General features: G+C 47.9%; 37 protein-coding genes. 13 read left to right on the top strand and 24 right to left on the bottom strand.

Translation table 11 applies throughout. The features are described 5' to 3' along the window. Nucleotides 1-152 precede the first annotated feature (152 nt). Genes AOC32_RS03785 through AOC32_RS03765 form a run of 5 tightly spaced genes read right to left on the bottom strand, consistent with a single transcriptional unit; the run spans nucleotide 153 to nucleotide 2,203 of the window. Nucleotides 153-542: a hypothetical protein gene (locus AOC32_RS03785; RefSeq protein ID WP_108508212.1), complete on the bottom strand. Its 390-nt coding sequence runs from the start codon at nucleotides 540-542 to the stop codon at nucleotides 153-155. Then, nucleotides 539-868, bottom strand: coding sequence for a heavy-metal-associated domain-containing protein (locus AOC32_RS03780; RefSeq protein ID WP_234409799.1), 330 nt, complete (start codon nucleotides 866-868; stop codon nucleotides 539-541). Before AOC32_RS03780 ends, AOC32_RS03785 begins: the two co-directional genes overlap by 4 nt. Before the next feature lie 7 nt (nucleotides 869-875). After that, on the bottom strand, nucleotides 876-1,520 hold the full coding sequence (locus AOC32_RS03775) for a hypothetical protein (protein WP_108508210.1): 645 nt from the start codon (nucleotides 1,518-1,520) through the stop codon (nucleotides 876-878). Further along, complete coding sequence (locus AOC32_RS03770) at nucleotides 1,517-1,798, bottom strand: copper-binding protein (protein ID WP_108508209.1); 282 nt, start codon at nucleotides 1,796-1,798, stop codon at nucleotides 1,517-1,519. The genes AOC32_RS03775 and AOC32_RS03770 overlap by 4 nt, the downstream gene beginning before the upstream one ends. 54 nt (nucleotides 1,799-1,852) lie before the next feature. Beyond that, nucleotides 1,853-2,203, bottom strand: a complete 351-nt coding sequence (locus AOC32_RS03765) for a hypothetical protein (RefSeq protein ID WP_108508208.1) — start codon at nucleotides 2,201-2,203, stop codon at nucleotides 1,853-1,855. A gap of 62 nt (nucleotides 2,204-2,265) precedes the next feature. On the opposite strand from AOC32_RS03765, the gene trxC reads away from it, so the two are divergent. Then, nucleotides 2,266-2,691, top strand: a complete 426-nt coding sequence (gene trxC / locus AOC32_RS03760) for a thioredoxin TrxC (RefSeq protein ID WP_108508207.1) — start codon at nucleotides 2,266-2,268, stop codon at nucleotides 2,689-2,691. A 4-nt stretch (nucleotides 2,692-2,695) separates the two neighbouring features. Here the strand turns inward: trxC and AOC32_RS03755 are convergent, their stop codons facing one another. Beyond that, complete coding sequence (locus AOC32_RS03755) at nucleotides 2,696-3,328, bottom strand: class I SAM-dependent methyltransferase (RefSeq protein WP_108508206.1); 633 nt, start codon at nucleotides 3,326-3,328, stop codon at nucleotides 2,696-2,698. Between the two features lie 82 nt (nucleotides 3,329-3,410). Between AOC32_RS03755 and AOC32_RS03750 the strand changes: the two genes are divergently transcribed. Continuing rightward, complete coding sequence (locus AOC32_RS03750) at nucleotides 3,411-4,946, top strand: cryptochrome/photolyase family protein (RefSeq protein ID WP_108508205.1); 1,536 nt, start codon at nucleotides 3,411-3,413, stop codon at nucleotides 4,944-4,946. On the opposite strand, the gene AOC32_RS03745 is transcribed toward AOC32_RS03750, so the two are convergent. Continuing rightward, nucleotides 4,943-5,425, bottom strand: coding sequence for an MEKHLA domain-containing protein (locus tag AOC32_RS03745; RefSeq protein WP_108508204.1), 483 nt, complete (start codon nucleotides 5,423-5,425; stop codon nucleotides 4,943-4,945). The two genes, AOC32_RS03750 and AOC32_RS03745, sit on opposite strands and share 4 nt — an antisense overlap. A gap of 8 nt (nucleotides 5,426-5,433) precedes the next feature. After that, the gene (locus AOC32_RS03740) at nucleotides 5,434-5,616 is read right to left on the bottom strand and encodes a hypothetical protein (protein ID WP_159074887.1); all 183 of its coding nucleotides are present in this window, start codon (nucleotides 5,614-5,616) and stop codon (nucleotides 5,434-5,436) included. A 92-nt stretch (nucleotides 5,617-5,708) separates the two neighbouring features. On the opposite strand from AOC32_RS03740, the gene AOC32_RS03735 reads away from it, so the two are divergent. Next, a complete protein-coding gene (locus AOC32_RS03735) occupies nucleotides 5,709-5,978 on the top strand; it encodes a GNAT family N-acetyltransferase (protein WP_108508202.1) in 270 nt (89 codons plus the stop codon). After that, a complete protein-coding gene (locus tag AOC32_RS03730; RefSeq protein WP_108508201.1) occupies nucleotides 5,978-6,841 on the top strand; it encodes a ChaN family lipoprotein in 864 nt (287 codons plus the stop codon). The genes AOC32_RS03735 and AOC32_RS03730 overlap by 1 nt, the downstream gene beginning before the upstream one ends. Here AOC32_RS03730 and AOC32_RS03725 read toward each other — a convergent pair. Continuing rightward, the gene (locus tag AOC32_RS03725) at nucleotides 6,811-7,122 is read right to left on the bottom strand and encodes a hypothetical protein (protein ID WP_108508200.1); all 312 of its coding nucleotides are present in this window, start codon (nucleotides 7,120-7,122) and stop codon (nucleotides 6,811-6,813) included. The two genes, AOC32_RS03730 and AOC32_RS03725, sit on opposite strands and share 31 nt — an antisense overlap. 105 nt (nucleotides 7,123-7,227) lie before the next feature. Here AOC32_RS03725 and AOC32_RS09735 point away from each other — a divergent pair, with 105 nt between their 5' ends. Both AOC32_RS09735 and AOC32_RS03720 read left to right on the top strand, forming a co-directional pair. Then, entirely contained in the window at nucleotides 7,228-7,365 is a 138-nt protein-coding gene (locus tag AOC32_RS09735) for a hypothetical protein (protein WP_159074886.1), read from the top strand. Nucleotides 7,366-7,420: 55 nt separating this feature from the next. Beyond that, the gene (locus AOC32_RS03720) at nucleotides 7,421-8,020 is read left to right on the top strand and encodes an MOSC domain-containing protein (RefSeq protein WP_108508199.1); all 600 of its coding nucleotides are present in this window, start codon (nucleotides 7,421-7,423) and stop codon (nucleotides 8,018-8,020) included. Here the strand turns inward: AOC32_RS03720 and AOC32_RS03715 are convergent. Beyond that, entirely contained in the window at nucleotides 8,005-8,415 is a 411-nt protein-coding gene (locus tag AOC32_RS03715; protein ID WP_108508198.1) for a thiol-disulfide oxidoreductase DCC family protein, read from the bottom strand. The two genes, AOC32_RS03720 and AOC32_RS03715, sit on opposite strands and share 16 nt — an antisense overlap. A gap of 35 nt (nucleotides 8,416-8,450) precedes the next feature. Between AOC32_RS03715 and AOC32_RS03710 the strand changes: the two genes are divergently transcribed. Next, nucleotides 8,451-8,750 carry a hypothetical protein gene (locus AOC32_RS03710; RefSeq protein WP_108508197.1) on the top strand — a complete coding sequence of 100 codons (300 nt, stop codon included), beginning with the start codon at nucleotides 8,451-8,453 and terminating at the stop codon, nucleotides 8,748-8,750. A gap of 3 nt (nucleotides 8,751-8,753) precedes the next feature. Here the strand turns inward: AOC32_RS03710 and AOC32_RS03705 are convergent, their stop codons facing one another. The 7 genes from AOC32_RS03705 to AOC32_RS03675 all read right to left on the bottom strand — a co-directional run bounded on the left by AOC32_RS03705 (nucleotide 8,754) and on the right by AOC32_RS03675 (nucleotide 12,847). Continuing rightward, a complete protein-coding gene (locus tag AOC32_RS03705) occupies nucleotides 8,754-9,383 on the bottom strand; it encodes a hypothetical protein (RefSeq protein ID WP_159074885.1) in 630 nt (209 codons plus the stop codon). A gap of 27 nt (nucleotides 9,384-9,410) precedes the next feature. Beyond that, on the bottom strand, nucleotides 9,411-9,626 hold the full coding sequence (locus tag AOC32_RS03700; protein ID WP_108508195.1) for a hypothetical protein: 216 nt from the start codon (nucleotides 9,624-9,626) through the stop codon (nucleotides 9,411-9,413). A 2-nt stretch (nucleotides 9,627-9,628) separates the two neighbouring features. Further along, a complete protein-coding gene (gene selD / locus AOC32_RS03695; RefSeq protein ID WP_108508194.1) occupies nucleotides 9,629-10,678 on the bottom strand; it encodes a selenide, water dikinase SelD in 1,050 nt (349 codons plus the stop codon). 13 nt (nucleotides 10,679-10,691) lie between these two features. Further along, a complete protein-coding gene (locus AOC32_RS03690) occupies nucleotides 10,692-11,477 on the bottom strand; it encodes a DUF748 domain-containing protein (protein WP_108508193.1) in 786 nt (261 codons plus the stop codon). A gap of 34 nt (nucleotides 11,478-11,511) precedes the next feature. Continuing rightward, on the bottom strand, nucleotides 11,512-11,772 hold the full coding sequence (locus AOC32_RS03685) for a SemiSWEET transporter (RefSeq protein WP_108508192.1): 261 nt from the start codon (nucleotides 11,770-11,772) through the stop codon (nucleotides 11,512-11,514). Between the two features lie 29 nt (nucleotides 11,773-11,801). Next, nucleotides 11,802-12,077, bottom strand: a complete 276-nt coding sequence (locus AOC32_RS03680; RefSeq protein ID WP_108508191.1) for a heavy-metal-associated domain-containing protein — start codon at nucleotides 12,075-12,077, stop codon at nucleotides 11,802-11,804. A 68-nt stretch (nucleotides 12,078-12,145) separates the two neighbouring features. Next, a complete protein-coding gene (locus AOC32_RS03675) occupies nucleotides 12,146-12,847 on the bottom strand; it encodes a haloacid dehalogenase type II (protein ID WP_108508190.1) in 702 nt (233 codons plus the stop codon). Between the two features lie 94 nt (nucleotides 12,848-12,941). Between AOC32_RS03675 and AOC32_RS03670 the strand changes: the two genes are divergently transcribed. After that, nucleotides 12,942-14,087 carry an alpha-hydroxy acid oxidase gene (locus AOC32_RS03670; protein WP_108508189.1) on the top strand — a complete coding sequence of 382 codons (1,146 nt, stop codon included), beginning with the start codon at nucleotides 12,942-12,944 and terminating at the stop codon, nucleotides 14,085-14,087. Nucleotides 14,088-14,091: 4 nt separating this feature from the next. Here the strand turns inward: AOC32_RS03670 and AOC32_RS03665 are convergent, their stop codons facing one another. Next, the gene (locus tag AOC32_RS03665) at nucleotides 14,092-14,904 is read right to left on the bottom strand and encodes an extracellular solute-binding protein (RefSeq protein WP_108508188.1); all 813 of its coding nucleotides are present in this window, start codon (nucleotides 14,902-14,904) and stop codon (nucleotides 14,092-14,094) included. Nucleotides 14,905-14,979: 75 nt separating this feature from the next. Between AOC32_RS03665 and AOC32_RS03660 the strand changes: the two genes are divergently transcribed. Beyond that, nucleotides 14,980-15,975, top strand: coding sequence for a substrate-binding domain-containing protein (locus AOC32_RS03660; protein WP_108508187.1), 996 nt, complete (start codon nucleotides 14,980-14,982; stop codon nucleotides 15,973-15,975). Nucleotides 15,976-15,988: 13 nt separating this feature from the next. Here AOC32_RS03660 and AOC32_RS03655 read toward each other — a convergent pair whose 3' ends face one another. Both AOC32_RS03655 and yjgA read right to left on the bottom strand, forming a co-directional pair. After that, a complete protein-coding gene (locus AOC32_RS03655) occupies nucleotides 15,989-16,459 on the bottom strand; it encodes a methyltransferase family protein (RefSeq protein ID WP_108508186.1) in 471 nt (156 codons plus the stop codon). Beyond that, nucleotides 16,460-16,975, bottom strand: coding sequence for a ribosome biogenesis factor YjgA (gene yjgA / locus AOC32_RS03650; RefSeq protein WP_108508185.1), 516 nt, complete (start codon nucleotides 16,973-16,975; stop codon nucleotides 16,460-16,462). It abuts the gene before it with no gap. Nucleotides 16,976-17,045: 70 nt separating this feature from the next. Between yjgA and AOC32_RS03645 the strand changes: the two genes are divergently transcribed. Both AOC32_RS03645 and AOC32_RS03640 read left to right on the top strand, forming a co-directional pair. Next, complete coding sequence (locus tag AOC32_RS03645; protein ID WP_108508184.1) at nucleotides 17,046-17,987, top strand: DnaJ C-terminal domain-containing protein; 942 nt, start codon at nucleotides 17,046-17,048, stop codon at nucleotides 17,985-17,987. 11 nt (nucleotides 17,988-17,998) lie between these two features. Next, nucleotides 17,999-18,307 (top strand): chaperone modulator CbpM, encoded by a 309-nt coding sequence (locus AOC32_RS03640; RefSeq protein WP_108508183.1) that lies wholly within the window; start codon nucleotides 17,999-18,001, stop codon nucleotides 18,305-18,307. Here AOC32_RS03640 and AOC32_RS03635 read toward each other — a convergent pair whose 3' ends face one another. After that, nucleotides 18,308-19,492, bottom strand: a complete 1,185-nt coding sequence (locus AOC32_RS03635; protein WP_108508182.1) for a pyridoxal-phosphate-dependent aminotransferase family protein — start codon at nucleotides 19,490-19,492, stop codon at nucleotides 18,308-18,310. A 204-nt stretch (nucleotides 19,493-19,696) separates the two neighbouring features. Here AOC32_RS03635 and AOC32_RS03630 point away from each other — a divergent pair, with 204 nt between their 5' ends. Further along, complete coding sequence (locus AOC32_RS03630) at nucleotides 19,697-20,605, top strand: 3-hydroxyacyl-CoA dehydrogenase family protein (protein ID WP_199908524.1); 909 nt, start codon at nucleotides 19,697-19,699, stop codon at nucleotides 20,603-20,605. Here AOC32_RS03630 and AOC32_RS03625 read toward each other — a convergent pair whose 3' ends face one another. Continuing rightward, a complete protein-coding gene (locus AOC32_RS03625; RefSeq protein ID WP_108508180.1) occupies nucleotides 20,606-21,739 on the bottom strand; it encodes an aminotransferase class V-fold PLP-dependent enzyme in 1,134 nt (377 codons plus the stop codon). It abuts the gene before it with no gap. A gap of 81 nt (nucleotides 21,740-21,820) precedes the next feature. Between AOC32_RS03625 and AOC32_RS03620 the strand changes: the two genes are divergently transcribed. Next, nucleotides 21,821-22,669 (top strand): ion transporter, encoded by an 849-nt coding sequence (locus AOC32_RS03620; protein ID WP_108508179.1) that lies wholly within the window; start codon nucleotides 21,821-21,823, stop codon nucleotides 22,667-22,669. 9 nt (nucleotides 22,670-22,678) lie between these two features. On the opposite strand, the gene ppc is transcribed toward AOC32_RS03620, so the two are convergent. Next, nucleotides 22,679-25,489: a phosphoenolpyruvate carboxylase gene (gene ppc / locus AOC32_RS03615; RefSeq protein WP_108508178.1), complete on the bottom strand. Its 2,811-nt coding sequence runs from the start codon at nucleotides 25,487-25,489 to the stop codon at nucleotides 22,679-22,681. A gap of 4 nt (nucleotides 25,490-25,493) precedes the next feature. Then, entirely contained in the window at nucleotides 25,494-26,516 is a 1,023-nt protein-coding gene (gap, locus tag AOC32_RS03610) for a type I glyceraldehyde-3-phosphate dehydrogenase (RefSeq protein WP_108508177.1), read from the bottom strand. Between the last annotated feature and the right edge of the window lie 22 nt (nucleotides 26,517-26,538).

Genomic DNA, 26,538 nt, shown 5'->3' with positions numbered 1-26,538 from the left:
CCGGCAATCAATGCCTGACCTACGATAAAACCATCTTGGATGATAACAAAGATCAGGCCCTAAAAAGACCGAATCCTTGTAGGCCTTTCCAAAGATGCGCTGGTCTTTATCAAAAATTGACCCAAATCAATCAAACGAATTGGGTCAATCGATTAGATCAAGGGTTGGATGAATGCAAACCAAGCCCCAATTAGTAGCAGAATTACGCTAAACCAGTAAATCCGCAAAGAATTTTTTCGGGTTTTTAGACAGGCGTCGCGCAGTGCTGGGTTAACTGGGCAAGGTGCATTGCGATTCCGCCACTGCAAAATTCCACCGAGCACCATTAGCAAAGCACTGATCGCAAAGATAGCTTCTTTATTTTCACTAATCCAAACGATTTGAGGGAAAACCGCAACCAATGAGGCCAGCGCAGCCCCAGCACCCAAGCTAACCAGTAGCGCAGGAATCGCGCAGCAGATGAGCGTGCTGGAGCTTGCCAGTAAGGTAATGACCGAGCTGATAAATCCCGATTTTGATTCCTGTAAACCATCGGTGGTCATTTCTTCTCTTTCTGCTGAGCTCTAAATTGCGCAACGGTCTGCGGAATGGTCTCAATCTTCACTACATCGTAGCCCGCATCTTTAATCTCGGCAGAAATTTCTTTCTCATTGAGTGTTTTTCCTTCTTTGGGCTCAATGACGACGACCTTATTCTTGAGGTCTACAAACACTGCCTTAGTTTCACCCATCTTCGAAATGCTCTTCTCAATTCCTTGGGCACAGAAGGAGCACACCATACCGTTTACCGTCACCTTCATACTGGCATGTGCTGCAGACCCCAAACCCATGAGTGCAATAAATAGAATGGAATAAATTGATTTCATCATGATTCTCCTAATAGTTGTACATAAAGTTAAAGCGCCACTGTCCTGATAAATTGGCACCTGCTTCCACGAAATAACGGTTATGAATCACTCGTAACATCGGGGTGAATTCATACTGCTTAGAGACAAAGGTCATCCGCCTCGCCTCAATCACCAGCCAAGGTTGAGCCTCGTCATAATCAACTTCATAAAATGACGCTCCCAATCGTGCCGTCGTGATATTGCTAGTTGCCCCCTCCGCGGCATACACTCGGGCCGATGCCATGGAATAAAACCGAGTGGTTTCATAATCCACCTGAATACCTGGAGAGGCCATTGCCTTAGTTCCCACAAAGGTGTTACCCGTTGTAGCGCCCAACCCACCAATAAACCAAATATTGGCTTGTGCTTCGGGCATATTCCAGCGCGCGAGCTTACGGGTATAGACTGCCTCAGCATTTTGCTGTTTCGATACCGAGTTATCGGTCTGCATTGCGCTAGTCGAGAACCCAAATGCATCGTTCGCTGTAGTTGCATAGTTCACAGCAAACTCTTGGTAGGTCTTCGAGAAGTCCCCCATGATCATCCAGCTGTTCTTAAACCCCATGGGGGCAGCACTTACCTGACTAGCTAACACAGATATCCCAAGCAATAGGAGTTGGGAGAGTCGATTCATTTCAGCTTCTCCAGCGCGGTGACATCTAGACTGCCACCGGCTTCCTTAAACTGAAATTGCACACGATCTCCAGGCCGATACGAATCCAGTGGCACTTCTTTAACCACGTCAAAGCGCATAGTCATAGCCGGCATTTTGATACTGGGAATCGGCTCATGCTTAAGAACGATCCGCTGTTTTGCGGTATCCACACGAACGACTTCTGCCCTAACCCACTCTGAGGCTGCAGCAGCCGATAGGGAAAACAGGCTAACGATTAGTAATAAAAGGTATTTCATTTAACTCTCCAAAGTAAAAGGTGCCCAAAATTTGGGCGGACTTATCCTAGGGAGTTAAAGAATCGGGGGCTTAATTCCTAAAACAAGATCTTCACTACTAAATCTTTGAAGATCGGTAAATAAACTTTGCGTTGGTGATTCAAAGCGCAAAATAGGATTAGTGATTAAGGTAGCACCAAAGGCCATACATAAACTGCAAGCATAACAACTGGTCTGCTTGCTTTCAGTGCCCTGATCATCGGAATTTAGTACCACCTCTTGGTGGCAAGGATGATGGATGCCTTGGGAGGAAATCGATGTACTGCCAAACTGTAAAGCCTCTTTTTGCAGACTCATATCCACCACCGCCCAAGATTGAATGGGCAGAATGGCGACCAAAAGAGTCAATAGGAGTTGCTTTACCATGGAATAATCCTAGCACTCTTTAGAAAAATTTGCTGATTCTTTCTGATTGGGGAGCAAACTAAATGCTGATTCAATGCCCGTCATGTAACAAATTAAACCGCTTATCCCCTGAAAAAGTGGCTAGCAAGCCGATTTGCGGTAGTTGCCAGCACGACCTCTTCTCCGCACCGATCGAGGCGAATACAGGTGACTTTGGGGAGCTAATTCAACAAACTCAGATACCCGTTATCGTGGATTTCTGGGCACCATGGTGTGGGCCTTGCAAAATGTTTGCGCCCACCTTCAATCAGCTTGCTAAAAAATACACCAATCAAGTTTTGTTTGTGAAACTCAATACCGAGGAGGAACAGGGTATTGCTGCTCAGTTTGGGATCCGATCTATCCCCACCCTCGCATTCTTTAAGGGTGGAAAAGAAACGAATCGAGTCAGTGGCGCACTAGGGCATGGAGATCTGGATCGCTATATCCAACAGCAATTGACCGTGTGAGACCTTAGCGTTTGCGAGCGACGACGCCCATGAGAGCGGACATTCCACGGTGCCCCTCACCCTCATGGATTTCCGCTTCGTATTCTTGCCAATCGCAGATCTCCATCCCTCTTAAGAGGTCCTGAATTAATTCAGTGGTGTAAAGGTGGTCAATGCTCGGTGGGCCACCAGTCTTGTAATCCAATTGCTTGGGCGTATAGCCTTGAAGGATTAAATATCCGCCGGGTTTTAAGGAATCGCGCATTTGGGCAAATAGATCAACGCGCATATTGGGGGTTGCAAACTGAATAAAAATAGCTGCGATCAAATCGTAGTGCTCGGGTTTCCATTCCCAAGAATGGGTACTGGCAATACTGAAGGCAACCGATACTTGTTCGTGTTTTGCTAACTCCTTTGCTTTTTCTACCGCTACCGGCGATATATCAAAGGCCTCCACCGTCATTCCCTGCTTTGCTAACCACACACTATTACGCCCCTCACCATCAGCGACACATAGGGCATTAGCACCAGGCTTCACATACTTTGATGCCTGAATCTTTAAATAGGCATTTGGCTCTCTACCAAACACATACTCGGACTGAGAAAAACGTTTATCCCAGAATTGGGCTGCATCTTTACTGAAATCAATACTCGTCATGGCATTAACAATAAGTTATCAATCTTTCAAGGATAATTGATCTCATGATCAATCGCACCTCAATGTCTATGGTTCCTAAGTCATGCGAAACCTAATCCTCGTTCTTGGCGACCAGCTCAATCGGGATGCGAGCGCGTTTGATGGATTTGATCCTAAGCAAGATGCGGTGTGGATGGCAGAAGTGGATGAAGAATCCACCCACATTTGGTCTTCAAAGCAACGTATTGCATTATTTGTTAGTGCGATGCGGCATTTTGCAGAGTCGTTACGTCAAGAAAAAGTTGTCTTGCATTACAGCAAGCTCGATGATCCTAGCAATACCCAAATGCTTGAGGGTGAGCTTTTAAGGGTCACTGGTCAATCTAAACCGAACCGTTTGATCATGACTGCCCCTGGGGATTGGCGTGTTCTCGAGAAAATCAAGCAGCTATCCTTGCAAACCGGCATTGAACTAGAAATCCGTGAGGATCGGTATTTTTTCTCGACCGTTCGGGAGTTTTTTGAACATGCCAAAGGTCGTAAGCAACTGCGATTGGAGTATTGGTATCGCGAGCTTCGCAAAAAGCATAGCGTCCTCATGGATGGGGACTCCCCTACTGGTGGCGAATGGAACTTTGATTCCGAAAACCGCTCCTCCTTTGGCAAAGAGGGTCCCCCACCCATCCCGCCACCATTACGCCTAAAGCCCGATCACATTACCCAAGAGGTGATCAAACTGGTTGAGAGTCGCTTTGCATCTCATCCGGGTTCGATCGCCGCAAGCACTTCTGGCTTTGGCTGGCCGGTCGATCGGCAACAGGCTCTGCGTGTCTTGAATGACTTTATTCAAAATCGTCTTCCAGAGTTTGGCCTGTACCAAGACGCGATGTGGACTGATGAGCCGTGGTTATTTCATTCGCATATCGCAAGCGCCCTAAATCTCAAGTTGCTATCGGCTCAAGAAGTAGTAACTGCTGCAGAGAAAGCCTATCATCAGGGTCGCGCGCCGATTGCTGCAGTGGAGGGCTTTATTCGTCAAATCTTAGGCTGGCGCGAATATGTCCGCGGCATCTATTGGATGAACATGCCAAAGTATCTTGAACTCAATGCGTTAAACGCCAATCAAGCTCTACCGGCATTCTTCTGGGACGGCAATACCCCAATGCATTGTCTGTCGCAAACCATTACCCAGAGTTTGCGTACAGGCTATGCACACCATATTCAACGACTCATGGTTACCGGTCTCTACGCCCTACTTCTTGGAGTCAAGCCAAAGGAGATTCATGCGTGGTATCTGAGTATGTATGTGGATGCCGTTGAGTGGGTTGAGCTCCCCAATGTCATTGGCATGAGCCAGTTTGCGGATGGAGGTTTAATGGCAAGCAAGCCTTATATTGCAACCGGCAAATACATTGATCGTATGAGTAACTATTGCAAGCAATGCGTCTTTAATCCCGATCAATCCACTGGTCCTAATGCCTGTCCATTTACCACGCTGTATTGGGATTTTCTGATTCGTCATGAGAGCGCCATGAGCAAGAATCCGCGCATGCTCATGCAGGTTCGCAATCTTGGGCGCATGACCGATCAAACCAAACAGGCAATTCAAGATAAAGCCGCTGAGCTTCGCGATCTTTAGGCTGACAAATAATCCCAGTGATCAAATCGGGCGGCTTGACCCACCTGTACTCCATTCGTGTCGATTAAATTCCAGACCGTGGCATTACGAATCCAAAACCGTTTGCCAGTCTTGGATATCCGAATTCCGGAGTAATCATCGATAAAACCAAACTGTTGCACGCGCTGCAATAAGGATTGGCGCTCTTCTTGTAAGACCGGCTCTGCCGATTGGCGTGATGGAATCGATGTGATTTCAGCCCAAGCCATTTCAAATACATTCTGAGCTATGCGATTGGCGTAGCCAAAGATTGGATCGGCTTGCGTATCGTGCGCTACCACCGCAAAAGGGGCTTCATAAAGCACTTGCGCTGCATTCGTTGAACTAGTTAATTCAATGCAAGACTTACCTAAAAAATGCTCATAGCTATCCAAGATCAACTGGGCCTCGATGGGCATAAATTGATTATCAAGACCTGGCTCAACGCGGGAGAACGGCATGCCGGTCGTTATCGGCCTAGCAGCGAGATAATTTTGTAGCGACCGTCGCTACTCATTACTTTTAAGGTGTATTCCTCAATGAAAACAGCGTCACTAAGCTTTGGGAAGTAAAACTCAAAGGATTTCCCTTTTGGTTCGTCTGCAACGTAGACCAGCTCTTTGACGGGGTCGATTTTTATTATTCGGTACATAAATGCTAGGAAATACAAATAGGCTTGCAATACTAGAATTCAAAACTAAACATAAAATATCAAGATTCATTCTACAAGCGATTTAGGAAATAATGCAATTAGTCAACCCCATGGACTATTCAATCGAAGTTGATCAGCAAACGATTTGGATTAAGAACCAAAACACCACAATCGCTTACTGCTGGTATTCCAATAACGGTGATATTGAGTACATCTATGTTCAACCCATGTACCGGCTAATGGGTTTTGGTCGTAAGCTGGTGCAGGAGGTCCAACGCATTACTGGTAAAGTCGGCGTCCCGCATGAACCTGTATCGCCGATGGGGCAACGTTTTTTTGCTGCACTCGAGAAATATTCTTAATGAATGCCATTAAGAAAATTTATTTAGGCTGCTGCCTTCTTTTGGTGAGTATTGCTACGACGGCAAGTCCAATCATTGATCTTCGTAGTCAGACCGCCATTAATCAAGATCAGTTGACTGCCGAGCTCATCAGCGCTAACTATATTTTGCTTGGCGAGCTCCACGATAACCCCCATCACCACGAGGCACGCGGTCGATTGATTGCTGCAATTGCCAGCAAAAAATATGTAGCGGTTGTTGAGTATCTACCCAACGGTCCATTGGTCCGATGGACTGGATCGACTCTGCAGTCTCTCGAGCAAGCAGGATTCTCCTCAAAGGCATGGCCTTGGAAGCTTTATCAACCCCTATTTGAAGCGATTCGGGTATCTGGATTCCCGCTCTATGGCTCTAATTTAGATCGTTCAATTTCCAAAACCATCTTCTCTGGTGGGCCCATCCCAGCTGCAATGGAATCGGATTACCAAAAAAGTGCTTTGACAGGTGAGGCAAAACGCAGTCTTGAGAAGGATTTGATCGACGGGCATTGTGGCAAGCTTCCCGCCCAGTATTTAGAACCCATGTTTCGGGTACAGCGCTTAACAGATATCTCCATGGCGCAGATCATGATGCGCCATTCCCCCGCGATTCTGTTTGCCGGTAATGGCCATATTCGCAATGATTATGGAGTTCCCCAAGTTTTAAGATCTCTTGACCCCTCCAAAAAACGGGTGAGCGTTGGTTTTGTTGAAGAGGATCGACATAACCCTAAAGCACTAGCGGAGCTAGCCAAACTCTATGATTTTGTTTGGATTACCCCCAGCATCGAGCGCGCCGACCCCTGCGCTACCCTTCATTTTGGTAAATCCGAATCTTCCAAGTAGTACGCATCAGCAACAAATGCCGGGCCTTTCATTAAATACACAATGAAAGCACATAAAGCGGCAGTGAAAAGCATCGTCCAGAAGAAGATGAGTCCCGCTATTAAGTAAAGCTCCCAGAGCTTAGATGATCCGCTGGGCTCTATTCCGTATTGCAAAATGGCAAGCGGTATAACAAATACGCTGGTGCCATAGAACATTAGCTTCGGCGTATGGCGCAAGATGACCCACTCAAAGCCAGGGGGCTCTCGACGCGCTGAGGGAAGCCTCTTTAACCAGTTCATCGTTTCATCTTAATCGATCGCCCTTGAATTTTCACGAACAGGGCTCTATATTTCTTTCGCAGGACTTTTCCTGGCCTTTTTTAATAAATCAATAAAGGAGTCTTTATGTCAAATTACAGTCAAGCGAACGTACGCTACTCCATCGCCGATTGCAAAGCATCGCTGGATAAAAATAATCACCATCAGCGCTATAACCACAGTATTCGCGAGTGCGATCAATCGATTCGCGCCGAGAAGAAGTAAATGAATCCATATGGCCCCGAGTTTGAGCTTGGGGCTTTCTTCGGCATAATGGGTTATGGCAATTCGTCTAGAAACCATTAGTGCTGGGCTGGCAAAACCCTTGTGGGTTCGTGACGGAGAGGACCTCCGTACGGTCATATCAGCTATCAACAAAACTCCAATTAGCACCATCACTCAACCCCGGACGATTCAAGTTATATCAACCGGCATTGTTGGTGATGAGCAAGCCGATCCTCAAGTGCATGGAGGGACTGAAAAAGCCCTCTATATGTATCCGCAAGAGCATTATCCCTTTTGGTCCTCGCTACTCTCTGAGTCCAAAGGCCAATCCATTCATTTAGAGCATGGCTACTTGGGTGAGAACCTAACCATTAGTGGTCTTAGTGAGTACGATGTCTACGTTGGCGATCGCCTTCGCATTGGTACCATTGAATGCGCGGTTACGAAATTACGCGAGCCCTGCTATAAGTTCACAGCGAAGACCGGTCTTGCAACAGCAGCTAAGGCCATGATCCAAGGCGCTCGCAGCGGTTGGTACCTTCGCGTACTGCAAGAAGGACGAATTCAAGCAGGCGATGCCGTCATGGTTATTCCTGGGCCTCGCGAATGCTCAATCGGCCAACAAAATCTTGCGCTACTTCACCGGGGTGATTGAGTCATCCGCTTGACCAGTTTTAATGCGAAGGGTCCGATGGCACCTGATATCGCATGACGATTCTTTGCAAAGATCCGATACCCTAGGTTCAAAATGGGTCTCAGAGATTTTCTTGAAAATAGCCAAGCTAAGATGGGTAGATTGGCACGCCGATAGGCCTCTGCAAAGACAGGGACGCCATGAATCGGGGCCTGCCCCTCAATTTGCCCAACCATCTGATCAAGCGCAGCCTGGCACGAAACGCCAACGCGCTCTGGGTCGAATGCGCTGCTGTTGACATCGACAAATTGAAGTAATTGCTGTTGATTGCGGGTCTGCAGATAAAGAATCTCTGCCTGACACAGTGGGCAGGCGCCATCATAGAACAGGGTCAGCGGCAATAAGGTTTGACTCATACAATAGATCGAATGTAATTTCTATTGTCCTGTAAATGCGCGTTTTTTACTTTCTACCCCTAGTTCTTTCACTTTCGGCATGCGGTCAAGCCGACTACACCACCTGGAACTGCATTCCCGAGAATGACCCCAGCAAAAAAGTAGTCATGGTCTTGCAGCAATCGACCATGATGATTGGCGATCGGCAGCTGCGCTTTTGTGGCAGTCTCGGGCTAGTCAGCTATTTTGATGAAAGCTGCAAGGTTGGCGATGTCAAGGCATCGATTGCGCAATTGATTCAGAGCGAATCGCGCTTAACCATCGGCTCGGAGCAATACCGCTGTGAAAAGCTCTAGGCTTTAATCGGAGCGCTTGAGTAGGATCTGCGCTGTCATTTTTCCGGCAAACACCAAGTCCATCTCTAGACCATCATTAGCAGACTTAATATCAACTCCATCTTGAGTGGCTGGCTTGGTTTCTTGAACGGCGAGCAGTTTGTCTGGCCAAGAGAACTTCATGTTTGCGGTCATGGGTAAATAGCCATCAAAGAGTCTGCGCATTAAAGGGCCAGCATTGAGTTGATAGAGGCCGTTACCCAGTGAGTCCAACGCCTTCGACTGCAAATCAATGCAAATCGATCCACCCTTTTGCACCTCACTGAGGGTGACGCGATTGTCTTTGACTTCGGCCATCGCAATACCATCCATGGTCCGAACTTGAATATCTCGGATTCGATCTTTATTAAACAAAATGACCACTTTGCGAATCGGATCCAATTTTTTGTGGCAAGTCTGGATTTGTACCAAGCCAGAATCAAGACTGGTCTCTAGGATGGTGACCTTTGATTCGTAGGTGTAGGAATTGGGATCAGGCTTGGTTTTGAGAAACCGAATCTGCCCTTCACCAACCACATCCGCAAGACCGGCTGCGGATGCACTAATTGGGAAAATAAAAAGGCACACCGCTAAGTGTGTGCCCCATCGAGTCACGATTGATCGCATTCGATCAAACCACGATTAATAGATCTTTTTACGCAAGCGCTCATCACGCTTATCGATCATCAGCTGCAAAAACCATTCGCCCCGCTTCATTGGGGAACCCATCATGCTTTGCATGAAGGACTGAAAACACGCTGCAAAACTCTGGTTTTTCATGGTGAGGCCTTTACTTTCAAATGAATATTGATTGTAGCCAGTTTTATGGCAATTGGTGAGACCGAGGCCCAGACTCATTTCTAGGTCATGGCAAGGCCTTGACCGCCCCCAAAATGGCCAATTGCTCTCGCCTCATGAAATCCCGAGCGATGGAGCAAACCCAGAACCTGGTCTTTGGCATCCGGTGCACAAGCAATCAGTAAGCCACCACTGGTTTGTGGATCGGTCAATAAATGCTGTTGCCAGGGTTGTGTATCTGAACTAAACGAAATCTCCCCACCATAAGCTTGCCAATTTCGGGTTGAGGCGCCGGTATAGATATCTTCTTTAACAAACTCCACCGCCTCGGCAATGAGTGGAATATCACTCCAGTTCAAATTGGCTCTCAGGTTTGCCCCGCGACTCATCTCCAAAAGATGCCCTGCCAAGCCAAAGCCCGTGACGTCGGTCAGGGCATGAACTTCTGGCATCTTTGAGAGGGCTATACCAGGCAGATTTAGCTGAGTGGTGTAGGCAATCATTGACTCATATCCCTTGGCTGATAAACGCTCTTTCTTAAGAGCGGCACTCAAAATACCAACCCCCAGGGGTTTACTCAAAATGATTACATCCCCCTCTTCTGCACCGCTGTTGCGCTTCAAGTTGGCCGGATCAACAATACCAATCGCAACCAAGCCATAGATAGGCTCAACCGTATCAATCGAATGCCCACCAGCAATGGGAATCCCCGCTGATTGACATACTGACTCGCCGCCCGCGATGATCTTCTGAATCACCTCCAGGGGTAACACATTGATTGGCATACCTAGCAAGGCGAGCGCAAATAAGGGCTGAGCACCCATCGCATAAATATCTGAAATCGCATTAGTGGCAGCGATTCGACCAAAGTCAAAGGGATCATCGACGATTGGCATAAAGAAGTCTGTTGTAGCCACAATCGCCTGATGATCATTAATTTGATAAACCGCTGCATCCTCATTATTTTCTGAGCCAGCCAACAAAGCAGATGGAATCATTTTGAGGGGTGAGGCTCGCAAGATATCACTCAAGACGCCGGGGGCAATTTTGCAGCCACAGCCACCTCCATGCGAGAGTGAGGTCAGGCGTCCGTTGTATGCATTAAGGGTCATGGGTTTGTGTTGGTTATTTTTGAAAAAGCTTCTTGATGGTGTTAATCGCATCCTTACCGTATTGCTGGGCGTTACCCGTCACGTCCCGCAAAGTATCAGAAGCAATATTCAAATAACTATTAACACTTTTTAGGGCCGCATTCTTGACTACTGGAATGATGGCATCGATGATTTTTCCGACGGCTTCTTTGGTTCCTGCACCATCTTTACCGGTATCAATATTTATGATTTGAATGTCATCTAACTTAAGGTTAACGCTTGTGCCTAGGATTCGCATATCCTGATACACCAGATCAGCCCCTTGAATATCAAATTGCTTTATGAGAATGCGTGGCTGCCTAGAATTACTCGCCTTATCGCTTTTGTTTTGAGTATCTTCCTTTTGGTTGGCTGCACTATATTGCTTGGCATGATTTTGTAGAACCGATAGATTGTCTGAATCTTTCGTTTTGACATAGCGCACACTCGGATGATTCAAGAGCACGCGATCAATCACTACGGAGTCTAATTTGGATTCCTTAGGGTTTAGCGCAATCTCAATCGTTCCCGCTTTAAATGCATGAGCCCCTTCAAAACCCGGAGGGTTGGCAACCTCCAGATCACGAATCGTTGCTTGGGTTTGACGCAGACTAAGATTAACCTCTCCAACCGTTACTTTTGTGCCAAGGGATTGCGTGGCATAGTTCTCGATCGAACGCTTTACATACCCATCCAATTTACTGGCCGTGTAGTACGCGACACCAATTGCAGTTGCTATCGCCAGTACGATCAAAATTGTTAGCATCTTCAGAATTTTCATTATCAGAATCGAATCAGAATACAGTGTGCATCTCTTATTTTGACATTTGTTTTAGTTTCATGAGCAAGATGCTCAGGGCAAATAAGAAGGTTAAGGCATTGGTCACAATTAAGGGCCAACTCTCAATCACAATGCCATAGATTAACCACAATGCCACCCCTAGGGTAAACATGCTGTACATGCCAAGTGAGATGCCCGAGAGATCTCTGCTTCGCCAAGATTGGATGGCTTGAACCAGAAAGGAGAAGGTGGTCAGCAAAGCGGCTAAGTATCCAATGATGTCAATATGAAACATCCTGGCATCTTAGCTGATTGATAGATCACTTAGCCGATGCGGCCGATCGCGCAACTCACAAATGACTTAGCAGTCGCAATTCCTTTATCAAGACCCGCGACAGAGCCCTTTTCTGGGTAGCCCATACTGAGTAACTTATCAACAATCTGCTGGCGCAAATTAGAGTCCGCATCCAGAACAACGGCTCTATTTGCATGATCGACTGTGACCGCTTGGACACCTGTAATCGCTTTTAAGCCCTTCACGATGGTGTTCTCACAGCCACCGCATTTTAGGTTCTCAATTTCAATCGTTAGATTTGCCATAGGATCCTCCCTTTAGTCCTCTAAGTATGATCTTTTCTTTCGGTTTACGTTTGATCTAGATCATTATTTTACGAGACGGCTTTTAGTTGGTTTGACAGGTCAATAAAGTCTTTAGCATGGTAGGTAGTCCAGGACTCTTGCCCAAGGTCCGCTCGAATCACCCTCGGTCCAAATTCAGTGGGCCGCTCAATAAAGGCCGTTTGCAAGCCACAAGCATGCGCAGCTTCTAAATCGTCTTTATGGGCGGCAACTAGCATCACGTCTTGGGGCTCTAGGTCAAAGGTTTGGCAAACACCCAGATAGGTCTCTGGATCGGGTTTGTAGTGCCGAAACACTTCAGCGGAGAGAATCAGATCCCAAGGTAAGCCACCATTTTTTGCCATATTGGCAAGCAAACCTAAATTACCGTTTGACAGGGTGACGATCGTAAAGTCTTGTTTTAGGAGTGTTAAACCGCGCACCGTATCTGGCCATGGTTTTAATCGGTGCCAGGCCAGGTTGAGATGTTTCTTTTGAGATTCGGTTAGATGATCAATTTTTAGATCATCTAGCACTTGATCCAAAATCATCCGATGCAGATCGTCAATCCGAGTCCAGCCCAACTCGCCACTGCGGACTCTTGCCATGGCAGGTTTATAGCCGGAGCGCCAGGCGCTGGCAAAAGCAATGGGGTCCACCTGGGGAATCAGTTGAGAGACCTCAGCCGCAATCGAGCCATGCCAATCGACCACTGTTCCAAATACATCAAAGGCTAGTACGGTTGGTTTCATCTTAGGATTTGGGGTTTACTTAGGATCATTCATAATAGACAAATCATTAGCCTGTCTGATACAGTCAGTTGTATTTACCTTAAAAAAACTCATCATGCCAATTATTACCAATATTGAAGATCTGCGCGTTCTCCATCAAAAGCGTACCCCCAAGATGTTCTATGACTATGCAGATTCAGGCTCTTGGACTGAATCTACTTACCGAGCCAACGAGTCGGATTTTCAGAAGATTAAGTTACGCCAGCGGGTCGCCGTCAATATGCAAAATCGCACCACCAAGACGACCATGGTTGGCCAGGAGGTGGCGATGCCGGTTGCGCTGGCACCCACCGGCTTAACCGGAATGCAGTATCCCGATGGGGAGATTTTGGCTGCACAGGCTGCTGAAAAATTTGGCGTCCCCTTCTGCTTATCGACCATGAGCATTTGCTCCATCGAAGATGTGGCAGAGCGAACCACTAAACCATTTTGGTTCCAGCTCTACGTCATGAAAGATCGTGGTTTTATTGAACGTCTGATTGAACGGGCTAAGGCGGCTAAATGTTCAGCCCTTGTTCTCACCTTGGACTTACAAATCTTAGGTCAGCGTCACAAAGATATCAAAAATGGCTTGAGCGCGCCACCGAAACTCACCATTCCAAACATTATTAATATGATGACCAAACCACGTTGGTGCATGGGAATGCTGCAAACCCCGCGTCGTACCTTTAGAAACATTGTTGGGCATGCCACAGGCGTTGGGAATATGTCATCCCTGTCATCGTGGACTGCTGAACAATTTGATCCCGGCCTCAATTGGGGTGATGTCGAGTGGATTAAGAAACACTGGGACGGCAAACTAATTATCAAAGGTATCTTGGATCCAGAGGATGCGCGTGCGGCCGTTGGATCGGGTGCCGATGCGATTGTGGTCTCCAATCACGGCGGTCGACAACTCGATGGAGCAATGTCGAGCATTCAGGCACTGCCTCCAATTGTAGATGCGGTTGGCAAGAACATCGAGGTTTGGATGGATGGCGGTATTCGTTCCGGGCAGGATGTTCTTAAAGCATGGGCCTTGGGTGCGCGCGGCACGATGATTGGTCGCTCGTTCCTCTATGGTCTGGGAGCGATGGGTGGCCCGGGCGTAACTAAATGTTTAGAGATTATTCATAAGGAACTGGATCTCACGATGGCATTTACAGGCCACCGTGATATCCATAATGTCACCAGCGATATTTTGGTGCCGGGGACCTACTAAGTTATTACTTGGCGTTTGGGAAAAATAACTGCTCGCCGCCCACCTTATAGCTGGCAATCGTATCTTGACCTTCTTTTGAGGTAATCCAATCGATAAAGGCCTGGCCTTCGGCTTTTTTGACCTTGGGATGTTTGGCTGGGCTTACCAGCATCACGCCATACTGATTAAAGAGCTTGGGATCGCCTTGTACCAAAATAGCCAGATCACCGCGGTTCTTAAAGGTGAGCCAGGTTGCTCGGTCCGACAAGATATAACCATTCATACCGGATGCCGTGTTTAAGGCAGGACCCATTCCAGATCCAGTTTCTTTATACCAAGGCATGGTGGGTGATACTTCAACCCCAGCACCTTTCCAATATCGAAGTTCTGCCGCATGAGTTCCACTCTTGTCGCCTCGCGATACAAAGGTTGACTTACTGTCAGCGATTTTCTTAAGGGCCGCTTGAATATCTTTGCCACCAGCAACTTTGGCTGGATCGCTCTTCGGTCCAATTAAGACAAAGTCGTTATACATCACTTCAATCCGCTTATCGGCAAATCCTTCGGCAACAAATTTCTCCTCAGCAACTTTATCGTGGACCATTACCACATCGGCATCACCGCGGCGGCCAATGTCCAGAGCCTGCCCTGTTCCCACTGCAACGACTTTGACCTGAATCCCGGTCTTCTTCTCAAAGGGCGGCAGGATATGGCCAAATAAACCCGATTGCTCCGTCGAAGTGGTCGAAGAAACAACGATGCTCTTTTGTGCATACGCAGCGGTGGACAGCAATAAAGAGAGGGTCAGTATAGAAAGAATAGAGCGAAGATTTTTCATGATGATGAATAGTTGGTTGAAAACGTTTTATCATCAAGAGATCGGTTTAAATAATCAATATGCAAAAATATTCATATGAAGCTCGTGATCCAACCCACCCTGCTACTGAAGACCCCAAACTACCATCAGCACACCCTCGATCTAACGCATATTGGTAATTTATTACGCAGCGTGGATCAGGGGCGTACGCTAGCTGCGGCAGCAAAGGATCTGAATGTGTCCTATCGCACGGTCTGGAATGAGCTACAAGAGGCCGAGCAGGAATTGGGTTGCCGGCTCTTAGAACGAATTAAGGGGCATGGCTCCAAAATTACTCCCGCCGGACAATTGCTGATTCATTCCCTAGAACGCTTAGATTTGCAGCTATCTGGCGAAGCACAGCGATTAGCAACCGATATTAGTGAGAAGCTTTCCAATCATCTCAATAAGACATTTGATCGATACATCTTTTGCAGCAGCAACGATCCCTTGATTGAGCAAATTCATTCAAAATTTGACGAGATTGAATATAAAACCATGGGATCGGGACATGCATTGGATCGCCTCATGGAGAATAAGGCGACGGTTGCTGGTTTTCATGTATCGGATCCAGGCGAGATCAAAGCCATCGAAGAACATCTGCGACGCGCCGGTCTTATCACTATTCCTTTAATGCAGCGTGTCCAAGGACTTTTGTTAGCAAGGGGCAATCCCCTCAAGATCCACTCCATTCGGGATCTAGCCCGACCTGAAGTGCGCATGATTAATCGTCAAAAGGGTGCGGGCACACGCCTCTTGCTCGATCGACTCTTAGAGCGCGAAGGTCTTAAGACCAAGCTAATTAAAGGATATGGGCACGAAGAGTTTACCCATAGCGCCGTAGCGACCAGCATTCTGGCTGAACAGGCCGATGTTGGCGTCGGCCTGCAGTACATCGCTAAGGAATATAAGTTGCACTTTATTCCTCTAGAGACTGAAACGTTTTATCTCGCCATGAAACCAGAGTTCAGACGTAATAAAACCTTAACCGCATTCGTTAAGGCTATCCAGAATCGCTCTAATAAAACGCCGGGGTATAAAGCGGTTAAATAAATTAGATGTTGATTTAATAAATCAGCGGAATTAGTTTTTTAGTTCGCCGTTGATAGTCTTGATAGCTCGGAAATTTTTCCAGCAACCACTCCTCTTCTTTGCGGGACTTCAGATCAAAAAAGATGAGCAGAACAATTGCAACGGCTAGGGTATACCAACTTTGTAGGGTTGCTGCCCAGCCAAAGCTCAATACAATCACTCCAAAATAAATCGGGTGCCGAACCAGCTTATAAATCCCTGTTTGGATCAGCTCACCATTGCGTTTAGGTTTTGGCATTGGAGTGAGATTGGGTCCCAAGGCAATGGCAGCCCAGAGCGCAATACCCAGTCCTATATAAAAAAGGGCTCTACCTGCCAGCCATAATGGATAGTAGATCGTTTCTGGCTTGCCAAAGAGATCGGTGGGTCCAAAAAATAATGCAATCAATAAGATCGCCTGGATGAATACGTAGATTTCACCACGATCCTGTTTAGTTTTACTCATTTAGGCCTCAAGCTCTCTTAGGTATTGAAAAATCTCGCGATAGGCTTTTGGAGGTTTATTGGCCTCGCGCTCCTTCTTCGCGTTACGAATCAAGGTCCGAATATTCTGAATATCGAGCGTGGGATGTTGGGAAATGAGCTCTTGGAGTGCCTCATCACTTTGCAATAAGCGCTCACGCAGACGCTCTAAGCGGTGTAACTTTGCAGTTTCGACCCGACCGGGTCCTTCAATCACTTCAAGCTGCCTCTTAATGGCTGCAATATCCTCGTCCGATAATGAGCGCATCCGTTTACCCAGGTATTGCTTGTGGCGCCGAATCCCTTCAAAAGAGCGAATGCGTGAGGTTTCTGCAATCGCATCGCGCAAATCTTCATCGATTGGAATCGACTTTAAGGCATCACTTGTAAGAGTGCTTAACGCTTCAGCTAATTTTTGGCGCTCGGCCATTTGACGTTTGAGCTCTGATTTACTAGGTGGTAAATCATCGTCAGCGGTTAAGGGATCAATTTCAGGCATGCGCCCATTCTACTGAATGGTTTAATCCGATTAAAATCGAGGATTATTGATTGACTTTCTTTGTGCCTTCATGGAATACCAAGACTATTACAAAATACTCGGCCTTGAGCGGGATGCAACGCCTGATCAAATCAAACAGGCCTATCGCAAGCTGGCGCGCAAGTACCACCCCGACGTCAGTAAAGAGGCGGATGCTGAAAAGCGCTTTAAGGAAATCGGTGAGGCCTACGCCGTTTTGAAAGATCCCGAGAAAAAAGCAGCGTATGATCAGATGGGTAGCAACTGGTCAGGTGGTCAAGGCTTTAATCCCCCGCCTAACTGGGATTCTGGTTACGAGTTTCGGGGCAATGGTTGGGGTGATAGTGCCAATCCCGACCATAGTGAGTTCTTTGAATCCATTTTTGGGCGCCGCGCTCAACAGGCGAATCAACAAAGTGCTCAGTTCAATATTCCGGGTGAAGATCACCACGCTAAGATCGAGATTGATTTGGTTGATTCGTATCTAGGTGCACAACGAAGCATCGGACTCAAAATGCCTGCACTGGATGATCAAGGTCATCTGCGCATGCAAGAGCGCACCTTAGAGGTCAAAATACCCAAGGGTATTCGAAGCGGTCAACATTTACGCCTCGCTGGCCAAGGAAGTCCAGGATTTGGTAATGGCAAAGCGGGTGACCTCTATTTAGAGATTGTGATCAAACCAAACAGTCTGTTTAAGGTTGATGGCAAGGATGTCACGGTTGACTTAAACCTTGCTCCCTGGGAGGCGGCATTAGGAGCAACCGTAGACCTCCCCACTCCCACTGGCAAAGTTGAATTGAACATACCAGCCAATACCATGGCGGGCAAGAAACTCCGCCTCAAGGGCAAGGGTATTCCGAGTCAAGAGCCGGGCGATCTATACGCAGCCATTCGTCTGGTTACCCCACCAGCTGTCTCCGATTCAGATAAAGAGGCTTATCAAGCAATGGCAAAGTCATTTGCTGCATTTAATCCACGTGCAAACGCTTAGGAGTAATCGATATGAGTACAAATCGTTCAGTGTTACTAGAGGGCGTGGTGGTTGAAGAGCAACTGCATTTGACCGTTACTGAAATCTGCCAAGCATGCTCAATCACCCATACGCATATAGAAGAATGGGTCGCCGAGGGCGTCCTTCAGCCGCAAGGCTCGAGCCAGAGTGAATGGCGCTTTACGGGGCATTCGTTGCGTCGCGCCAAGATCGCTAGCCGTTTAGTGCGAGATCTCGAGGTCAATACCCCAGGGGTTGCATTGGCGCTTGACCTCCTCGAGGAGATCGAAGCGCTACGGAAACAACTCAATCAATCGTAATTACTGCAGGGCTTCTTGAGCGGCAAGAATACCGCTGCCTTTGAGTTTGATACCAAACCGGTTCATACCCATTTCGCAACCGCTGATGGCAGCAAGCAAAGACAACTCATTGCAGTCACCCAAGTGTCCGATGCGGAACAATTGACCTTTTACCTTACCCAAGCCTGTACCAAGGGATAGGTTGTAGCGTTCAAAGATTAATTTACGCAAGGCATCGGCATCCACACCCTCTGGGGTACGCACACCAGTCAATACCGGGGAATAAACCGCAGGATCTTTGCACTGCACCTCCAAGCCCCATGCCTCAACCGCTGCGCGGCAAGCCTTGGCAAGGCGCTGATGGCGAGCAAACACATTGTCCATGCCTTCGTTCAAAATCATCTCAATCGCCTCGTGCAAGCCATAGAGCAAATTGGTTGCAGGCGTTGAGGGCCAATAACCAGTCTTATTGGACTCTAGAATTTCATCCCAAGCCCAATATGCTTTGGGCAAGGTCGCACGCTTACTAGCCTCCAGCGCTTTTGGTGAAATCGCATTAAATCCGATGCCTGGAGGGAGCATTAAACCCTTTTGCGAACCGCTCACGGTCACATCAACGCCCCACTCATCGTGACGAAAATCAGCTGAGGCCAGACCGGAGATCGTATCAACCATTAAAAGCGCAGGATGCTTTGCCGCATCAATGGCTTTACGTACCGCAGCGATATTGGAAGTAACACCCGTTGAGGTCTCGTTATGAACCACACAGACCGCTTTAATTTGATGGCCCGTATCCGCCTTGAGGCGCTCTTCAATTTTGGCCGCATCAACCCCATGACGCCAACCTTGGGCACCGGGCAAGCCGATGAACTCGGTTTTAATGCCTAAGCGTTGAGCCAATTTATTCCAAAGGGTTGCAAAATGACCGGTCTCGTACATCAGGACGAGATCACCAGGTGACAGGGTATTTACGAGAGCACCTTCCCACGCACCCGTTCCCGAACTTGGATAAATGATCACTGGATGCTTGGTCTTGAAGATGGTTTGCATACCAGCCAATAATTGGAGACCCAACTCACCGAACTCTGGGCCGCGATGATCAATCGTTTGATAGCTAATCGCACGTAAGATCCTGGAAGGAACCGGACTGGGTCCTGGGATGTGTAAAAAATGTCTACCGGATGGATGTTGGTCAAGTTTCAGCATAGTTTGTCTGTCGTTGTCGTTATGAATGGCAATGGCTTAAAAAAGCGAAGTTCCATTTATACCAGTTTCAGGGCTCACTTGCCTTGACCTGTATGGGGTATTACCTATTTGGCCAACTGGGTGCGATGGCCTGTCAAGCCAGGCTGACATTTGCCAAACTGAATTAGACTCTTGTTTATTTCATGACGCTAATAGGGGCTTTTGATGGCTTATGTGACGGTAATTGGAACTGGAACCATGGCAACTGGCATTGCGGCTGGCTTCTTGGAGGCGAGCGTCCCCGTCGTGGTTTTGGGGCGTACCCAAGAAAAGGCGCAGCAATGCCTAAACGATGCGATCGCATTATGCTCCCCTGAAAAACGGGGTGCCGCTGGATCATCTCGCGCTGGAGAAATTGATACATGGAACGACTGGGCTGACTGCCGCTGGATTGTAGAAACGATTATTGAGGATTTGCCAACCAAGCAAGCCTTATTTTGTTCGCTAGACCAACGTGTCCCAGAGGCAATACCGATTGGGAGTAATAGCTCCGCCTACCCAATTAGCAAAATCGCACAGGGTTTGAAAACAGCCCATCGTATGATGGGGGCGCATTACTTTATGCCCGCTGAACTGGTGCCTTTAGTCGAAATCGTATTGGGTGAGAAAACCGATCCAAAGATTGCAGATGCAGTGTATGCCTTTTATCAATCCATTGATAAGAAACCGGTTCTGGTGAAGCAAGATATTCCAGGGTTTTTGGCCAATCGTATCCAGCACGCCTTAATGCGAGAGGCGCTTTACTTAATCGATCGCGGTATCGCAACGCCCGAGGATGTGGATGACGCGGTCCGCTATAGTTTTGGATTTCGGTATGCTGCAGTCGGGCCCATCACCCAAAAAGAATTATCGGGCTGGGATGTCAATTGCAATGCGGCTAAGGAGATCTATCCAGCGCTTTGCAATGACACCGCAATGCCTGCATCGATTCTAGATATGGTTCAGAGTGGTAGAACAGGAACCAAAAGTCTTGCTGGCTTTTGGTCATGGACCCCTGAAAAAGTAAAGGCGCTTAAGGAGATTTACTCCAAGCGCCTTCAGGCTGCCTTTGCGGTTTTAAAGATCGAAAAGTAATTACTTCGCTGTGATCTTGTCCATCGCAGCTTCAAGATGCGTGATGGCGCGCTCAATATGAAGTAACTTCTCAAGACCAAATAATCCGATACGGAAGGTCCTAAACTCAGGGCCCTCGCCCACCTGCAATGGCACACCCGCTGCAGTTTGCAGACCAACCTCCATAAACTTCTTACCAGACTGCATATCCGGATCAGTGGTGTAACTCACGACGACACATGGTGCTTGATAACCCGTAGCGGCTACGCTTGGGAAGCCCTTGGCAACCATTAAGGCTCTGACTCTGGCGCCCAACTCAATCTGCTGCTGCTTGAGATAATCAAATCCATGCGATTGGGTCTCTTTCATGGCGTTACGAAGGATCTTCAATGCATCGGTTGGCATGGTGGTGTGATACACATGCGCACCCTTCTCGTAGGTCTCCATAATCTGTAACCACTTCTTGAGATCGATTGAGAAGCTATTGCTTTGAGTATGCTCAATTTTTTGACGAGCCCGCTCGGAGAGCCCAATCAAAGCACAACATGGGGAGCTACTCCACCCTTTTTGCGGAGCGCTAATCAAGACGTCCACTTTGCTGGCCTTCATATCGACCCACATTGCACCAGAAGCAATGCAATCCAACACAAATAATCCATTAACCGATTCCACGGCGTCGCCAATCGCCCTCAAATACTCGGGGGGCAGAATAATTCCAGCGGACGTTTCAACATGCGGAGCAAATACGACGTCTGGCTTCTCTTTCTGAATAAAGGCAACAACCTCTTCAATCGGAGGGGGTGCATACGCACCTTGCGCAGTCTGCTCAACTTGGCGGCCCTTAATCACATGAACGTCTTGGGTGAACTGTTCGAGATCAAAAATTTGCGTCCAGCGATAACTAAACCAGCCGTTACGAATAATTAAGCATTTTTTGCCAGGAGCAAACTGCCGTGCCACTGCTTCCATACCGTAGGTTCCACTTCCAGGTACCACGACGGTGGAATGCGCTTTATACACATCCTTGAGAATTGCAGAAATATCAGTGATAACTTTTTTAAATTCCGCTGACATGTGATTCAAAGAACGATCGGTATAGACTACCGAGAATTCCAATAGACCATCCGGGTCTACATTGGGCAAAAGGCTTGGCATACAAATTCCTTATTATTTAAGCTAAATGAATGATTACTTGGTAAACCGTTATTCTAATTGTTTTGAACCCCCAAGGCCGATATGACCGCCAAGCCTGAGATCCATGAAGAGCAGACTCTGAAAGAGACCTTGTATCGGGTTATTTTTGAGTCCGATACCCATGCCGGCCGGCTCTTTGACCGGATCCTAATCTTTGTCATTCTGGTTTCCATTCTGGTGGTGGTGCTCGATAGTGTGCAAAGCGTATCGGCCAAATTTCACTCCATCCTCTTTGCCATGGAGTGGTTTTTTACCTTCATCTTTACTATTGAATACCTTGCGCGCCTCTACTGCGCTCCCGATCGACGTAAATATGCGCTGAGCTTTTTTGGAATCATTGACCTCATCGCATTTTTACCCACCTACCTCGCACTCTTCTTCCCAGAGTTACATTCACTGATTGATGTTCGGGTTCTGCGTCTTTTACGCATATTCCGAATCTTCAAGCTCACGAGTTTCTTGGTCGAGTACAACCATCTAGCAAATGCCCTAGCGGCCAGTCGTCGCAAAATCATGGTGTTTTTATCGGTTGTTCTAATGATTGTCATGGTGATGGGCACCCTCATGTATGTTGTGGAGGGGCCCCAGAATGGATTTACCAATATCCCAATTAGCATCTATTGGGCGATTACAACCATGACAACGGTTGGCTTCGGCGATATCACTCCACAAACCGACTTAGGCAAGCTCATTGCATCCATCATGATGCTCATGGGCTGGGGTACTTTAGCGGTTCCCACTGGAATTGTGACGAGCGAAATGGCACTGCGGCGCCATCGGCCAGACCAAGATCCAAGAACCTGTCCAAACTGCTTAGCCGATGATCTCAATGCAACGGATAGATACTGTCGTGCATGTGGTGTTGAGCTTCCTGCCGATCACCACAAGTGATTAGCGGCTTTATCCTGTATTTCGTAAACCCGATGCAATGCCATTGATGGATAAGTGGATGCCGCGCTTGACCCGCTCATCGCTTTGCCCAGCTCGATAGCGCCTCACCAATTCAACCTGAATGTGATGTAAAGGGTCGATGTAAGGAAAGCGATGGCGAATCGACCGAGCTAAGATTGGGTTATTAGCAAGGCGTTGCTTCTCCCCCGTGATCTGCACAAGTGCATCAATGGTCTTATCCCACTCCTCGCACATGGCCGTAAAGATCTTTTTGCGTAAGCGCGAGTCCGCAACCAGCTCACTGTAAAGAGCAGCCAAATCAAGGTCTGCTTTGGATAAAGCCATATCCATATTCGATAAGAGGGTTCGAAAGAATGGCCACTGACGATACATCCGTTTTAATAGAGCCAAGTTCGTAGCGCGCTCTTTGGGCTTGACGTCATGTAATAACTCGTAAATGGCAGATCCGAAACCAAACCAACCAGGGAGTGTTAGACGGCATTGGCCCCAACTAAATCCCCATGGAATGGCTCGAAGATCCTCAATACGCTGCGTCGCTTTACGGGATGCAGGTCGTGAACCAATATTGAGCTCGGCAATCTCACGAATCGGAGTAGCCTGGAAAAAGTATTCAGCGAATCCCTCGGTCTCATAGATCAAACGGCGGTAGGCCCGCATGCTGGACTCTGAAATCTGTGCAGCCGTTTTAAGGAATAAGGGTGTTGCGGGCTTGGTTGGCTGTAAGAGTGTTGCCTCAAGAGTAGCTGCAATTAATGCCTCTAGATTTTGTCGGCCGATTGCTGGGTTGGCGTATTTAGAACCGATCACTTCACCCTGCTCCGTCAAGCGAATTTGACCTCGAACAGTCCCAGGTGGTTGTGCCAGAATGGCTTCATAACTAGGGCCGCCACCCCGTCCTACTGTTCCACCACGCCCATGAAATAAGCGCAGCTGGATATTGTGACTGTTGGCTAAACGCTCAAAGAGCTCTACCAAAGCAATCTCAGCGCGGTACAGCTCCCAATTACTGGTAAAGATCCCGCCGTCTTTGTTACTGTCGGAATAGCCCAACATAATGTCTTGCTCGCCACCTGACCGTTTTACTAAATTAGCAATGCCTGGCAAAGCATAAAAGTCGCGCATGATGGGTGCTGCATTACGAAGATCTTCAATGGTTTCAAATAAGGGTACTGTGATGAGATCAATGCGTGCCTTCGAATCCAAGGTGCCATGCAACAGGCCTAGTTCCTTTTGCAGCAACATCACCTCCAACAAATCGCTGACGGTCTCAGTGTGACTAATAATGTAATGTCGGATCGCATCCGCACCAAAACGCTCACGCAGGCCTTTGGCAAGGGCAAAAATAGCAAGCTCACTCATCGTGTGGGGGGAATACGCTGCGCCAACCACCCTCAGCGGTCGTGCTTCATTGAGTAAGCGAATTAATAATGCCTGCTTAGCGGTCTCGTCTAAATCTCGGTAGTTGTTCTCAATCTTGGCGACAGCCAGCAACTCTTGCAATACCTCCTCATGCTGATCCGAGCTCTGGCGTAAGTCCACAGTGGCCAAATGAAATCCAAATACTTCAACCGCACGGATGAGCGCCCTTAAACGCTGATTAATGAGAGCCTCTGCAGAGTGAGACCGTAATGAGCTCTCAATAATCTGTAGATCGCCCAAGAATTCTTCAGCAGTTTGATAGGGATTTTGGGGTGGTACTGCGTGTCGCGCTGCATCGCCCCCGGTTAAGTCTTTGAGTGTGGCGGCGAGTCGCGAGTAAATCCCGGTCAAGGCTCGCCGATAAGGCTCATCCATGCGATGTTCATTCTCATCGGGGGAGCGATTTGCCAAGGCTTGCATAGGCTTTGGAAAACCCACTAAGAATGCGGACAGCGAGAGCTCCGTACCCAGATAATGCACCTCGGTTAAGTAGTGCCGCAATATCATCTCGGCCTGCCGTTTTAGAGCATATTCCAAGGTTTGGGCAGTAACATTCGGGTTGCCGTCCCGATCGCCCCCGGTCCATTGACCCATCCGCAAAAAGGATGCGATATGCGGTTGCCCCAAACGGTCTTCCAGCTCAGCATAGAGCTTGGGGATCTCCCGTAAAAAAGTAGCCTCGTAGTAACTCAAAGCATTTTCAATTTCGTCGGCAACCTTCAGTTTGGTGTAACGCAATAAACGGGTTTGCCATAACTGAATCACGCGTGCTTTGATTTGCAATTCATTGTCGGCAAGCTCACGCTCGCATAAACGATCTTTTTTGAGCTGATACGCTTTTGCTCGATCCTTAATCTGATCGCGATTTAGCAATAATTGAGCAATGCTCCGCTCTGCATCCAAAATACTTTTGCGTTGCACTTCGGTTGGGTGCGCAGTCAGTACGGGTGACAAATAACTATCAGTAAGGGTCTTAACAATGGTCTCTTTACTAATACCTGCCGCATGAATTCGTTCTAAGGCCAAATCAATACTACCGGGCTGTTGGCTGGCAATCCGCTCTTGGGCGGCTTGACGTCGTAATTGATGACGATCCTCTGCCAAATTTGCCAAGTGACTAAAGTAGGTAAAGGCACGAATGACCTTCACCGCATCATCGGCACTCAATCCTTTTAAAAGCTTCTTAAGCTCCTTGTTGGTATTCTCATCACCATGGCGATGAAACCGGACCGATAGGACCCGAATCTGCTCAATCAAATTAAATACTGCAACGCCCTCTTGCTCCCGAATCACATCCCCTAGAATGCGCCCAAGCAGACGAATATCGTCAACCAAGGCCGAGTCAGGGTCTTGTTTTCGGGTAGGGGGTCGGCTGGCCAATGCCTTATACCGCCATCAGGGCTTCTGCCGCATTGAGCATTTGCACGGAGTAGCCCCATTCGTTGTCGTACCACGCCAAGACCTTGACCAGCTTGCCATCGCTCGAGACCCGTGTTTGTGAAGCGTCATAAATACTGGGTCGGGGGTCATGATTAAAGTCAATCGATACCAAAGGCAAGGTATTAAAGCCCAAAATGCCTTTGAGCTCATGCTCACTTGCCGCCTGCAGTATTTGATGAACCTCATCCACCGAGGTAGGACGCTTGGCAATAAAGGTGAGATCAACGACCGAGACATTGATGGTGGGTACGCGCATCGCAAAGCCATCAAAGCGGCCAGCCAGTTCTGGTAGTACGAGACCAACCGCTTTAGCAGCACCGGTTTTGGTGGGGATCATGCTACTCACGGCTGAGCGTGCCCGACGCTTATCCTTGTGATACACATCGGTAAGTACTTGATCGTTGGTAAACGCATGAATCGTGGTCATCAGGCCAGATTCAATTCCAATCTTCTCCAGTAAGGGCTTAACGAGGGGTGCTAAGCAATTGGTGGTACAGCTCGCGTTGGAGACCACCACATCGGTTGGTTTTAAGACCTTCTCATTGACGCCATACACAATTGTGGCATCCACATCCTTTTCACCGGGGGCTGAGATCAATACCTTCTTAGCTCCCTGCTGAATGTGCACCATGGCCTTTTCTTTCGAAGTGAACTTACCTGAGCACTCGAGCACCAGATCAACGCCCTCTTTGCCCCATGGGGTTTCAAGGGGATTGCGAGTCGAGTACATCCGAATCCGATCGCCATTCACCACCATGTAATCGCCGTCAACGCTTACTGTTCCCGGAAAACGGCCATGGGCGGAGTCATATTGGGTGAGATGCGCATTGATATCAATATCGCCCATCGCATTAATGGCGACAATTTGAATATCACGTTTTTTATTCTGCATCGCCTCTTCGTAGAGCGCGCGCAATACCATCCGGCCAATCCGGCCATATCCATTAATTGCAACTCGGATCGTCATGTTTTCCTCTTGATTTCTTGTA

Origin of the sequence: Polynucleobacter acidiphobus (genome assembly GCF_003065385.1) — a bacterium.
Lineage (GTDB): Bacteria > Pseudomonadota > Gammaproteobacteria > Burkholderiales > Burkholderiaceae > Polynucleobacter > Polynucleobacter acidiphobus.
Note: the sequence above shows the minus strand (reverse complement) of the source record. Positions and strands in the feature narration are given on the sequence as shown.